General features: G+C 40.6%; 12 protein-coding genes. 10 read left to right on the forward strand and 2 right to left on the reverse strand.

Going from position 1 to position 12,615, the window contains the following annotated elements; all coding sequences use genetic code 11:
- The first annotated feature begins 69 nt into the window (after positions 1 to 69).
- Both PSM_RS05480 and PSM_RS05485 read left to right on the forward strand, forming a co-directional pair.
- A complete protein-coding gene (locus tag PSM_RS05480; protein ID WP_013464577.1) occupies positions 70 to 909 on the forward strand; it encodes an isopenicillin N synthase family dioxygenase in 840 nt (279 codons plus the stop codon).
- Between the two features lie 172 nt (positions 910 to 1,081).
- The gene (locus PSM_RS05485) at positions 1,082 to 2,479 is read left to right on the forward strand and encodes a DEAD/DEAH box helicase (RefSeq protein WP_013464579.1); all 1,398 of its coding nucleotides are present in this window, start codon (positions 1,082 to 1,084) and stop codon (positions 2,477 to 2,479) included.
- Between the two features lie 69 nt (positions 2,480 to 2,548).
- Here PSM_RS05485 and PSM_RS05490 read toward each other — a convergent pair whose 3' ends face one another.
- Both PSM_RS05490 and PSM_RS05495 read right to left on the reverse strand, forming a co-directional pair.
- A complete protein-coding gene (locus PSM_RS05490; RefSeq protein ID WP_013464580.1) occupies positions 2,549 to 3,295 on the reverse strand; it encodes a DUF3307 domain-containing protein in 747 nt (248 codons plus the stop codon).
- Positions 3,295 to 3,918, reverse strand: coding sequence for a hypothetical protein (locus tag PSM_RS05495; RefSeq protein WP_013464581.1), 624 nt, complete (start codon positions 3,916 to 3,918; stop codon positions 3,295 to 3,297). Before PSM_RS05495 ends, PSM_RS05490 begins: the two co-directional genes overlap by 1 nt.
- Before the next feature lie 139 nt (positions 3,919 to 4,057).
- Here PSM_RS05495 and PSM_RS05500 point away from each other — a divergent pair, with 139 nt between their 5' ends.
- The 8 genes from PSM_RS05500 to PSM_RS05535 all read left to right on the forward strand — a co-directional run bounded on the left by PSM_RS05500 (position 4,058) and on the right by PSM_RS05535 (position 12,585).
- Positions 4,058 to 4,552 carry a LabA-like NYN domain-containing protein gene (locus PSM_RS05500; protein WP_013464582.1) on the forward strand — a complete coding sequence of 165 codons (495 nt, stop codon included), beginning with the start codon at positions 4,058 to 4,060 and terminating at the stop codon, positions 4,550 to 4,552.
- Between the two features lie 187 nt (positions 4,553 to 4,739).
- Positions 4,740 to 5,666, forward strand: coding sequence for an NAD(+) diphosphatase (gene nudC, locus PSM_RS05505; RefSeq protein ID WP_013464583.1), 927 nt, complete (start codon positions 4,740 to 4,742; stop codon positions 5,664 to 5,666).
- Positions 5,667 to 5,669: 3 nt separating this feature from the next.
- Entirely contained in the window at positions 5,670 to 6,848 is a 1,179-nt protein-coding gene (locus PSM_RS05510; RefSeq protein WP_013464584.1) for a cystathionine beta-lyase, read from the forward strand.
- 143 nt (positions 6,849 to 6,991) lie between these two features.
- The gene (locus tag PSM_RS05515; protein ID WP_013464585.1) at positions 6,992 to 7,819 is read left to right on the forward strand and encodes an ABC transporter permease; all 828 of its coding nucleotides are present in this window, start codon (positions 6,992 to 6,994) and stop codon (positions 7,817 to 7,819) included.
- The gene (locus PSM_RS05520) at positions 7,816 to 8,724 is read left to right on the forward strand and encodes an ABC transporter ATP-binding protein (RefSeq protein WP_013464586.1); all 909 of its coding nucleotides are present in this window, start codon (positions 7,816 to 7,818) and stop codon (positions 8,722 to 8,724) included. Before PSM_RS05515 ends, PSM_RS05520 begins: the two co-directional genes overlap by 4 nt.
- Positions 8,724 to 9,098 (forward strand): PH domain-containing protein, encoded by a 375-nt coding sequence (locus PSM_RS05525; RefSeq protein ID WP_013464587.1) that lies wholly within the window; start codon positions 8,724 to 8,726, stop codon positions 9,096 to 9,098. The genes PSM_RS05520 and PSM_RS05525 overlap by 1 nt, the downstream gene beginning before the upstream one ends.
- Positions 9,099 to 9,306: 208 nt before the next feature.
- Entirely contained in the window at positions 9,307 to 10,095 is a 789-nt protein-coding gene (locus tag PSM_RS05530; protein WP_013464588.1) for a putative porin, read from the forward strand.
- Between the two features lie 213 nt (positions 10,096 to 10,308).
- Positions 10,309 to 12,585, forward strand: a complete 2,277-nt coding sequence (locus tag PSM_RS05535; RefSeq protein WP_013464589.1) for an acyl-CoA dehydrogenase — start codon at positions 10,309 to 10,311, stop codon at positions 12,583 to 12,585.
- The last annotated feature ends 30 nt before the right edge of the window (positions 12,586 to 12,615 follow it).

The raw sequence follows: 12,615 nt of genomic DNA on the forward strand, positions 1-12,615 counted from the left end.
TCGTTAAATATACCTACACTCAAGCGAATTGGTAAATGGCTTCTAACAACCTACTTACTGGAATGTACCATGCAATTACCTACAGTTGATTATAAAGCGGACGATGCGGCTGCGCAATTTGTTGAATCGTTGAGAAATACTGGTTTTGGCGTATTAAAAAACCATCCTATTCCGCAATCTTTAGTTGAGTCTATTTATAAAAATTGGCAAGACTTTTTTAACTCAGAGCAAAAGCATGAGTTTTTATTTTCAAAAGAAACGCAAGATGGCTATTTTCCACCGTCGGTATCAGAAGTTGCTAAAGGCCATACAGTAAAAGACATTAAAGAGTACTTTCATGTTTACCCTAAAGGCCGTGTTCCTGCACAACTAGAGGCTGATGTGCGTGAGTACTACCGTTTAGCTAATGAGTTTGCGGCAACATTATTAAGCTGGGTTCAGGCTGAAGCGCCTGAAGAAGTCCGTGCTAAGTTCTCTATCGATTTAAAAGATATGATTGCCCAGTCTGAGCAAACGTTGTTACGTATTTTACATTACCCGCCAATGACAGGTGATGAAGAGCCAGGTGCTATTCGTGCTGCTGCGCACGGTGATATTAACTTATTAACTGTATTACCAGCGTCAAACGAGCCAGGTTTACAAGTACAAAAAACCGATGGCGGTTGGTTAGATGTGCCATGTGATTTTGGTAGTTTAATTATTAATATTGGTGACATGCTACAAGAAGCATCAGGTGGCTATTTCCCATCAACGATTCACCGTGTAATTAATCCATCAGGTAAAGCAACAACCAAATCACGTATTTCATTACCTTTGTTTTTGCATCCTCGTCCAGATGTGGTGTTATCTGAACGCTACACAGCAGATAGCTACTTACAAGAGCGTTTACGTGAGCTAGGTGTAAAATAATCCTTTAGCATATGTAATGCTCAGGTAAATAAAAAGCGGCTGTTTAGCCGCTTTTTTTAGTATTTGTGTGTATTGATTTGACACAAAGTAAATAATGGCATGCATTCTGAGCTACTAAAGGTATAATGCGCGCAACTGGCCACTTTGGCCTAATTTGAAATAGAGAGTTTATATGAGTTTTGATGGTTTAGGTTTATCACAGTCTTTAGTTAATGCGGTTTTAGAAAAGGGCTATGAAACGCCAACGCCTATTCAGGCTCAAGCTATCCCAGCAATTATTGCGCGTCGCGATGTAATGGCCGCAGCACAAACAGGTACCGGTAAAACCGCTGGTTTTACTTTGCCACTAATTGAGCGTTTATCGTCGGGCACTAAAGCAAAAAGTAATCATGTACGTGCGCTTATTTTAACGCCAACCCGAGAGCTTGCGTTGCAAGTAAGCGAAAACGTTGAAGAATACGCTAAGCATTCTGATGTGAGTTCGTTTGTGGTTTACGGTGGTGTAAAAATTAACCCACAAATGCAGCGCCTGCGTAAAGGGGTTGATATTTTAGTGGCCACACCTGGGCGTTTAATTGATTTACACAATCAAAACGCGGTTAAATTTGATAGCATTGAAGTACTGGTTTTAGATGAAGCCGACCGTATGTTAGACATGGGCTTTATCCACGACATTAAACGCTTAATTGCAAAAATGCCTGAAAAACGTCAAAACTTAATGTTCTCAGCAACCTTTTCTGACGACATTCGTGCATTGGCCAAAGGGTTAATTAACGATCCGGTTGAAATTTCAGTCGCTGCCAAAAACACGACTGCTAAAAGCGTGACTCAATGCGTGTACGCAGTAGATAAAGCGCGTAAAACGGCCTTATTAAGCCATTTAATTCGTAGCAACAATTGGCAACAAGTACTGGTATTTAGCCGTACTAAACACGGTGCTAACCGTTTAGTTAAGCAACTGGAACGTGATGATATTGTTGGCGCAGCAATCCATGGTAATAAATCTCAGGGCGCACGTGTTAAAGCATTGGAAGGCTTTAAAAGTGGTGAAGTGCGCGTATTAGTGGCAACCGATATTGTTGCCCGTGGTTTAGATATTGTTGAGCTTCCACACGTAGTTAACTACGACTTACCTAATGTATATGAAGATTATGTTCACCGTATTGGCCGAACTGGTCGTGCGGGTGCATCAGGGCATGCCATTTCGTTTGTAACGGTCGACGATGCAGTGGATTTATACGGTATTGAACGCTTTATTGGCGAGTTAATTCCTCGTGCTGAAGAAGAAGGCTTTGAACCGGCTAACCCTGTTGCTGAGCGCGCCCTCGATGCTCGCCCACTGCCTGCTAAAAAGCCAAAGAAAAAACAACCATTTAATAAGCCTAAATCTGATAGCAGCAAACCTAATAGCAAAAAGCCTAACAATGGTGGCAATGGTACAGGCCCACGTCGTGGTGGTTCTAAAAAGCCAGCAGCAAAAACAGACGAGAATGCACAAAACCCTTGGGCAAAACGCCAATCGGTAGGGGGCACTGGTCAGCGCCGTCGTCGTCCAGCAAATAACGACTAATTGTCACTGCGTTTAGTTAAACGCAGCTGCAAAAAAAGCGCTAGCTTTAAGGTTAGCGCTTTTTTGTTTTTAATTTATCAGTAAGTAATTAATGCCTAGGCCAACAAACAGCGTAACGCTAACACTCAGTAACGTGCCTAGCATCACATATTCCGTGAGTTGTTTATCTTTGCTGGCACTTAAGTCGCCAAATCTAAACACGGATTTGGCGGCAATTAAAAACCCAAGCCCAGCAAACTGATCTAATAAAATAAATGTCAGCATAAGTACTCGTTCGAGCATACCAATACTTTGTCCTGCTAAAGGGAGGCTACCATCACTAGAAAAGTGATTAGTTAAACGCTCTAACATCATTCTTATAAATACCGCACTGGGACTTAAAATAATAAGGTAACCAGTTATAACCCACAGCACTTTTTCGTTGAACAATAACGCCATAAAATTGTTAGTAAATTGCTGATTATCAGTGAGCCAAATGCTTATCACAACAAGGACGGTGATATGGGCAATTTGGTCTAATAAAAAAGGCACCACGCCTTTATTTGAATACGATTTTGCAATATCAATAAAGTAGTGGCTGATCATAATAATACCGGTGGCCAGTAATACGCTGCTTAGTTGTTGCCAGCCAAAGCTATATTCCCAAAGTGCAACAACGACAGCGCTGGTAACTCCGTGAACCAATACATGGTAGTAAAGTTTTTTTGCTTTAAAATGACGGGTGTTTCTGTCGTTTACCCAGCTCATGGGTTGCCAATAAAAATCAGCGAGTAAGTGGCTAATAATCAGTGCGACGAGCAATATTGAAAATTCCATTAGTCATGTCCTTGCTGTATGCTTTTAAGCTGTTGTTGTGCATGTAAAATAAATCGTTCTATCAGCTGATAGTTAGCAAGGTTAAGCAGCTTAGTAACGTTTTCGCGGCTGGTGTTGAGCTCATTAGCTAAGGCTGCATGGTTGTTATTAGTATGGGTTAAATATACATACAAAGCATTTGCTTGTTTTTGGGTTATTTTACACAGTAATACATCGACAAACGCTAGGTTTAGCTTAAAGCTCTCATCAACTGGTTGTTTTGCAATAGCAAATGTAAAACGTTGGTTTGTCATTTTATCTAGCTCATGACCAGAGAGAGTAAATGCAGAGCCTGTAGCAGTTTTTATACTCGTACCAGGGTTATCTATGTGTCCCAATGCCATGCTTTGGCGCAATTCATAGCCGGCAGATTTGAGCTGTAGATAGATAAGAATAGCGGTGGTAACTAACCGTTCACTTTTTTCTACTTGCAGCTGAAATGCATCCCCACGGTAAATATCCCAAGATGTTGTTTTATTACAATTTGCACGTAAACTTTGCTCTAGCTGATAAAGCATGGCATCGTATTGTTGTTTAGGTATTTTTTGCGATTTAATTATATCGCCGCTGATCACACCAATCATATAAATCCAGATAGATTATTTATATGTAACTAATTTTGGTTACATCTTAAAATGTAACCGTATTTGGTTACATTGGGTTTGGTAACTAATTTAGGTTACTTAACACGCAATTGCAAGTATTACTCATTAGGACATAATAATGACCTCACAACAAAGCAGCAAACCTCGTGTAGGTATTTTTGTCGATGTACAAAATATTTATTACACCTGTCGCGAAAGCTACGGTAAAAACTTTGATTACAATGCCTTTTGGCGAATGATAGAGCAACAATACGATATTGAATGTGCGTTTGCTTATGCAATATACCGAGGTGATGAAAAGCAAAATCAGTTTCAAAATATTTTGCGCGCTATTGGCTTTGAAGTAAAACTAAAACCCTTTATTCAACGCCGTGACGGCAGTGCCAAAGGCGATTGGGATGTAGGTATAACCATAGATATGCTAGAGCAGGGAAAGCAGCTTGATAAGGTTATTTTACTCTCGGGTGACGGTGACTTTGCGTTATTACTTGGGCACTTAAAAAATCAATACAATGTTTCGTGTGATGTATACGGTGCTGATAAATTAACCGCAGAGGTACTTAAGCAAAGTGCTGAGCAATTTCATTTAATTGACAATCAGTTACTACTTTAAAAAGTATAAGCGCTGCGTTGGTTCGGTGTAATTTTGAGCAGAATGCCCACCTTCAACATGAGCATTTTTAATACAGCGGGTGCATAGATTAATTAAGCCTAATTTAGGCTTTTTTTATGGCGGTAATAAATTGGGTTTAGTGGATGATTATGGTAATTTTAAGAATCAATTAGTATCAAGGAATTACATGCTTAACTACAGTAATATGCCATTAGACAGAGGCTCAAATGCGCGCAAAGACCCTACTTGGGTAGACGCAAAAAAAACAGCAGACAGCTTATGGCTTTTAGTTAAAGGCAATCACACCTTATTTGCTAACAGTAGCCCTGAGGTGGTGTATTTGGCTTACCTACAGGTGGCACATTTAGATTTAACGCAGGCTATTTTTTTAGGTTCAAATGAGCAGGATAATGCCGTATTTGCGCTAGATGTAACCGCACTCGACGAGTCGTTATTAGCAACGATTATTGATGGAGCCCAGTTTGCAGATATTCGCCAGTTTGGTACACAGGTGGCGCTTGAAGATGGCTCAAATGCAGCGCTTGCCCGTGGGTTGTGTTACTGGCATGCCACTCATAGTTTTTGTGGTCGTTGTGGTACCAAAAATCACTTAGTTGAAGCGGGTCACTCTCGATTATGCGACAATCCTGCGTGTTTGCACCAGACTTTTCCGCGTACCGATCCTGCGGTTATTATGGTAGTAACTAAAACATTTTCTGATGGGATTGAACGCTGCTTATTGGGTCGCCAAGCAACTTGGCCAAAAGGATTGTATTCATCCCTTGCAGGCTTTGTTGACCCTGGTGAAACCCTTGAACAAACCGTGATCCGAGAAGTAAAAGAAGAGGCGGGTATTACTGTGGAAAAAGCAGAATACATTGCTTCGCAACCTTGGCCGTTTCCTTCGTCAATTATGCTAGGTTTTATTGCCACAGCAAGCAGTGATGAAATAAGCACAGAGCAAGATGAACTTGAAGATGCAAAGTGGTTTTCTCGCGAAGAACTTGCGCAATTTAAAGATTGGCACCATCAAGGGGAGCATTTAAAGCTACCTAGAGCTGATTCAATTTCGCGTTATTTAATTGAATATTGGCGTACTCAGATAGAAGGATGAATCATGTCGAGCAAAAATAAAAATACTCAGTTAGTCTCATCAGGGCGCAAAAAAGCGTACACCCATGGCGTAGTCAATCCTGTGGTACAGCGCGCTTCAACGATTGTGTTTGATTCTGTGAGTGAGCTTAAAGAAGCGGCTAAAACACGCGGTGATAAAACGTTATTTTATGGCCGTCGTGGCACCACTACGCATTTTGCCCTGCAAGAGGCAATTACTGAACTCGAAGGGGGTGAAGGCTGTGCCTTATACCCATGTGGCGCGGCAGCGATAAGCCAAACATTGTTATCGTTTTTAAAGTCCGGTGATCATATTTTAATAGTGGATACTGTTTACGAGCCAACCCGTGATTTTTGCGACAAGATTTTAGCGGGGCTGGGCATTACTACGACCTATTATCCGCCCATGATTGGCGCAGATATAAAAGAGTACATTCAAGACAATACCAAAGTGTTGTTTTTAGAATCTCCGGGTTCAATTACCATGGAAATTCAAGATGTTCCCGCTATGGTGCAAGTGGCAAATGATCATAATGTGATGACAGTGCTTGATAACACTTATGGTAATGGTTTGCACTATCGCCCACTTGAACATGGTGTTGATATTAGTATTCAAGCGGCAACCAAATATATTGTAGGTCATTCAGATGTGATGATGGGCGTAGCTGTAGCGAATAAAAAATATTGGCCAACACTTCGTGAACACTCTTATTTACTCGGGCAATGCACCAGTGCAGATGATGCGTATTTAGCACTACGAGGTTTGCGTACCATGGCGGTGCGATTAAATCAGCATGAAAAAGCGGCTATTGAGGTTGCTAAATGGTTAGAGCAGCACGAGTTAGTTGATCATATTCGCCACCCAGCATTTGAAACATGTCCTGGGCATGAATTTTTCAAACGCGATTTTGACGGTAGTAATGGTTTGTTTTCGTTTGTAATGAAAACCGGTAACCAAAAGGCCATTGATGCTTTTTTAGATAGCTTGCAGCATTTTAAAATGGGCTTTTCTTGGGGAGGCTTTGAGAGCTTAGTAACGGCAAACCTATCAATGAAAGGGCTGCGCTCGCAAACAGGATGGGAGCATGGACCTGTTATTCGTTTGCACATTGGCTTAGAAGATGCTGAAGATTTAATTGCCGACTTACAGCAAGCATTAGCTATTTATGAGCAACATTTATAATTACTAATTGTTTAAATTACATTATTTGTTACAAAGCCTACCTCTGAGTAGGCTTTTTTTTGCTAGCAATTCAACGTGTTTACACTTAGTGTTGTTAAATAACGCTTATTTTAAAGCATGAACAACGTCATTAAGGATAGTCAATGGCAACACCATTACCAATAAACGTAGGGCGCTTAACTCAAATTGCGGGTTTTGAGCTTGTACGTATGTTTTTAACTAAACGAGGACTTATTGCACTGGCGGCTTTTGCACTAGTGTGGCTTGTTATTTTACGTTACCCCATAGGGCAGGCAGTGGGCATTATCAGCTCCCCCGATTTTGAACAAATAGCCCGTGATATTTCCGGCTCTATTGGATTAAATAAGTTACTTGATTGGCCTGAAGCCGAATTTGCTATGTATTGGCTAATTGCTTTGTATAGTTTTCCTGTTTTTAGCTTATTTATTTGTAGTGATCAAACTGTGGGTGACAGAGAGAGGGGGACTTTAAGGTTTTTATCACTGCGCTCAACCCGCTTTGAAATACTCTTTGGTCGATTTTTAGGGCAGTTAGCGGTACTAACCTGTTTAGTTGGCATTACATTGGTAGCGACATTGGCGGTGCTCGGGTTTCGCGATCCGAGCTTACTTGCTGGTGGCGTTGGCCGTGCAGTTTCAATATTTTTAATTCTCATTGTTACTTTTGCGCCGTTTGTTGCGTTAATGAGTTTGATTAATACTTTTGCGAGCTCATCTCGCTTATCTATTGTGTTAGCCATTTTATATTTTACAGCCGGTGGCATTATTGTTGGATTGCTGGAGTGGCAAATACCCGCATTAAGTGTGCTTGATTATTTATTCCCTGGTGTGCAAATAGAGTTATTAGCGGGACAGAACTTACCGCTATTGGGTGCATTGGCTATTCCGCTTGTGCAAACAGCGGTGCTACTTGTGGTTGCGCAACGTGTTTTTGCAAGGAGCTCACTATGAAATCATTAATCACAGGGCGTAATTTAAGTAAATCGTACGGCTCAAAACTGGCTCTTAATAATGTGAATTTTGAGATTCAAAAAGGTGCTCCCGTTGCGCTTGTTGGCCCTAATGGCGCAGGAAAAACTACTTTATTTAGTTTGCTGTGCGGCTATATAGCCCCTAGCATGGGAGAGCTTGAAATACTCGGCCATAAACCAGGCAGCGCTGCTTTATTTAATAAAGTGAGTGCATTACCGCAAGATGCCCAGCTTGATCCGCGTTTTAATATAGATAAACAACTTAGTTTTTATGCCAAGCTACAAGGCATGAGTACTAAGCAAAGCCACGTAGAGGCACTTCGTGTGCTTGATTTAGTGGGCCTTAGCGAAATTGCAAAAAACCGCGCTGGGGATTTATCCCACGGTATGCGCAAGCGTGTAACCATAGCGCAAGCATTAATTGGCTCACCACAAATTGTAATGTTAGATGAAGCCACGGCAGGGCTTGATCCTATTCATGCCAGAGAAGTGCGCGAGTTGGTATCTCAGTTAAGTGACCAAGCGACGTTTATTTTAAGTTCACATGATTTAACTGAATTAGAACGACTGTGTTCCCAAGTACTCCATTTGGATAAAGGCGTATTAAGCGAGCACCAAACTAAAGCAGTGAACACCGATAAGCACTTTTACACCTTAATGCTTAGCGACGTGTATCAAAATGTGGAGCAACAACTCCAAGCACTTGAGGGGGTGAGTCGTGTTTATATGAGCCAGCACAAAGAGTACGTGATTGAGTATCAACCAACCAGTGATCCGCTCGATATAGCACTATTGCAATTTTGTCGCCAACATAATTGGCAGTATCGGCAGTTAGTAAATGGCCATACATTAGAAAATCAAATATTTAAACAGGAGAAACTATAATGGGACTATTTAGTGGTTTAATGGGTAATGCCAGTGAAGTGGATGACGCTGATTTAGAGAAAGTGTTGGCAAATACCCTTATTGAAGGTGAGCAAGTTGAAAAAGCGTATAAAGTTGTCCGTGATATGTTTATCTTTACTAATAAGCGACTTATTTTAATCGATAAGCAAGGCGTGACAGGGTCTAAAATGGAAATGATCAGTATTGCCTATTCTAAAATTACTAAATTCAGTAAAGAGAGTGCGGGGCACTTTGATTTAGACGCCGAGTTAAAAATATGGGTAGGTTCAGATCCAACGCCTATTAGCAAGGACTTTAAAGCAGGTGATAACATAAATGATGTTTATAGGATAATCAGCCAGTATTCATTATAGAAACAAACAAAAATCGGTGTAAAATTAAAGTAATTGTTTACAGCTTGTTGCGATTACTTTAACATAAATTACTCCAACACTTTCTTACAAATTCCCTAACAAATACAATTGCTTGATTCAGTTTTCGTTCAGTTTCGCGGCGTTAGCATACCCCCACTTTAGCAATGTAGTTAAAGTACAAAAACAATGTACATAGGGATGTTTCATTATGAAAAAGTTAGCAATTATTATTTCAGGTCTTTTATTATCAAGTGCTGCACACGCTGCAGATAGCTATCAATCAATCAGTAACTTAGGCTACACAGATACTGATAACAACGATACTATCAGCGTGGACTCTACTTACTACTTCTCTCCAAAGAGCACACTAGGTCCATACGACCAATTCGAATACATTAACAAGCAAAGCAACGTATTTGGTGGCTACGCTGATGACGATTTTGGCGATGTGACTGCTATTGGTGGTGAATACTTCGTTGAAGATTTTGTTGTTGGTGCGTCTTACCAAAATGCTGATTACAACTCTAACAACGAGTCATACACACTTTCTGCTGGTTACTTCTTCAACCCTGACTTACTTGCAAAAGTAAGATTTGTTGATCAAAAAGATGGTGATAACGTTACATTCTTTTCTTTAGCATACAACCACATGCTAAACGATACAGATTACGTAGGTATCACTGTAGAATCAGATGATGATTTTGATTCTCGTTCAGTAGCTGCTAAATACTTTGTTGATTTACAACAAGGTAACTACTTAACAGTAGAAGGTACATTTGTAAGCCTTGACGAAGCAGATGATCAATGGAACGTAGAAACAAACTACTACTTCTCTAAAGCGACTTCTGTATTTGCAGCTTACGATAAAGAAGACAACTACAGCTTTGGTGCTCAACACTTCATCAATAAAAACATTGGTTTAAAAGTGGGTTACGGCAACAACGCAGATGACTCAGATAACGATGCTTACTTTGCTAACATGCGTTTTCAGTTTTAATTAAATAATTAAAACCAGTTAAGTAGTAAAAAGCCCACATTTTGTGGGCTTTTTGCTGTGTGTAATAAATTAGTGACTTTACTCATCGTTATATTTTAATCGCAATAGAATAACTTCATCATTTAGTGGCACTCGTCTGACAGCCCATTGTATTTAAATTAAGATCGGTCATAATTAAATCAATGTTTTTATAACTGTAAAAGGAATGTGCTCATGTCAGTATTTATTATATTACTGGTTGTGGTGGTCGTGGTGTTTGCGATTAAAGATATCCGCCTTAATTTAATTACTCGACCTACTTTTAAGATGTTTAAAAAGGTGTTGCCGCCATTATCGCAAACAGAGCGAGAAGCCATGGAAGCAGGCGATGTTTGGTGGGATGGCGAGTTATTTAGTGGTGAGCCTGACTGGCAAAAATTACATAATTATCCGCGCCCTAAGTTAAGTGAAAAAGAAACTGCATTTATAGATAATCAAGTTGAAACTTTATTAGCCATGCTTGATGACTATAAAATTGTACAAAAAGACAAAGATTTACCTAAAGAGGTTTGGGACTTTTTAAAAACCGAAGGTTTTTTTGCAATGATCATCCCAGAAAAATTTGGGGGTCTTGAATTCTCTGCTATTGCTAATTCCACCATAGTGTCAAAAATTGCGACTAAAAGCTTAACGGCCGCCGTAACGGTCATGGTACCAAATAGCTTAGGTCCTGGTGAGTTATTACTGCATTACGGAACAACTGAGCAACAAAATCGTTGGTTACCTAGCCTTGCAAAAGGCGACGATGTACCTTGTTTTGCATTAACGGGCCCAGAGGCTGGCTCTGATGCTGGCAGTATTCCAGATTCAGGCGTGGTGTGCAAAGGCGAGCATGATGGTAAGGAAGTGTTGGGACTGCGTTTAAATTGGTCAAAACGTTACATTACCCTTGCGCCTGTGGCGACTGTGTTAGGTCTTGCATTTAAAATGTACGATCCAGATGGATTGTTAGGCGATGAAAAAGAGCTCGGAATAACGTGTGCACTTATTCCAACTGATCACCCAGGTGTTAAAACAGGAGAGCGTCATTACCCACTTAACATGGCGTTTATGAATGGCACAACGTACGGTAAGGATGTATTTATTCCGCTTGATTGGATTATAGGTGGCCAGCAAGGGGCAGGGCGCGGTTGGCGCATGCTAGTAGAGTGTTTAAGCGCAGGGCGTGGTATTTCATTACCGGCATTAAGCACTGCAACAGGGCACTTGGCAGCTAAGATGACCTCGGCTTATACGGTTGTACGCCAACAGTTTGGCGTGTCAATTGGGCAATTTGAAGGCGTACAAGAAGGGTTGGCACGTATTGGTGGACTAACTTATGCATTGGAATCATGCCGATTAATGACCGCAGGTGCAATTGATTTAAAACTTAGCCCGTCAGTAGTAACTGCAATTGCAAAGTACCACATGACAGAAATGGGTCGAACGGTAATGAATGATGCAATGGACATTCATGCAGGTAAAGGGATTCAGGTTGGGCCTAATAACTATTTAGCACACGGTTATATGGGTATTCCCGTCTCTATTACCGTAGAGGGCGCCAATATTCTTACCCGTAACCTTATGATATTTGGCCAAGGTGCAACCCGTTGTCATCCTTTTGTGTTAAAAGAAATGGAAGTTGCAGCAATGGATGACGATGATGCTGCACTTGAGCAATTTGATGGCTTGTTAATGAAGCACATTGTATTTGCACTGAGTAATGCAAGTATGGCCTTGGTGCATGGTTTGACTCGCAGCTACTTTGCCAAAGCGCCTGTGTGTGGAGAGACGGCCGTCTATTATAAACAATTAGGTAGAATGAGCCGAGGATTGGCGTTTACAACGGATGTTGCAATGTTGATGTTAGGTGGTGAACTTAAACGTAAAGAAATGATATCGGCACGTTTAGGCGATGTGTTAAGTCATTTATATATTGCATCAACGGTATTAAAGCGTTTTGAAGATGAAGGGCGTCAACAAGCTGATTTGCCTTTTGTAAAATATGCTATAGAGACATCGTTATATGCAATAGGCCAAGCATTTGATGGCTTCTTTAAAAACTTTTCTAATCCAGTGATTAACTTTGCACTTAAGCGTATTGTTTTTCCATTAGGTAACCATTATCACAAACCAAGTGATGCTATTGCCCAGCGTATTTGCGAGCACATGACTCAACCAGGGGTATTTAGAAATAGACTTACCCATTTGTGTTATGTGGATGAAAATGCCGGAACGGGTGTTATGGAAAATGCTTTCTTAGCAATGCACGATATGCACAATCAATTTAAGCAGTTGAAACAGTGGCAACGAAAAGGCAAGGTGCCTGCCACCTATGATATTGAACAAGCGATTGATTACGCACTTGAACACGAGCTCGTAACGAAGGTTGATGGTGAGGCAATGCATCATGCTAATAAGCTAAGAATGCAGGCTATTGCGGTTGATAACTTTAAACCAGAAGACATCTAACGCTGAGTTATAATAATAAAGAAGATAATA

Origin of the sequence: Pseudoalteromonas sp. SM9913 (assembly GCF_000184065.1) — a bacterium.
GTDB lineage: Bacteria > Pseudomonadota > Gammaproteobacteria > Enterobacterales > Alteromonadaceae > Pseudoalteromonas > Pseudoalteromonas tetraodonis.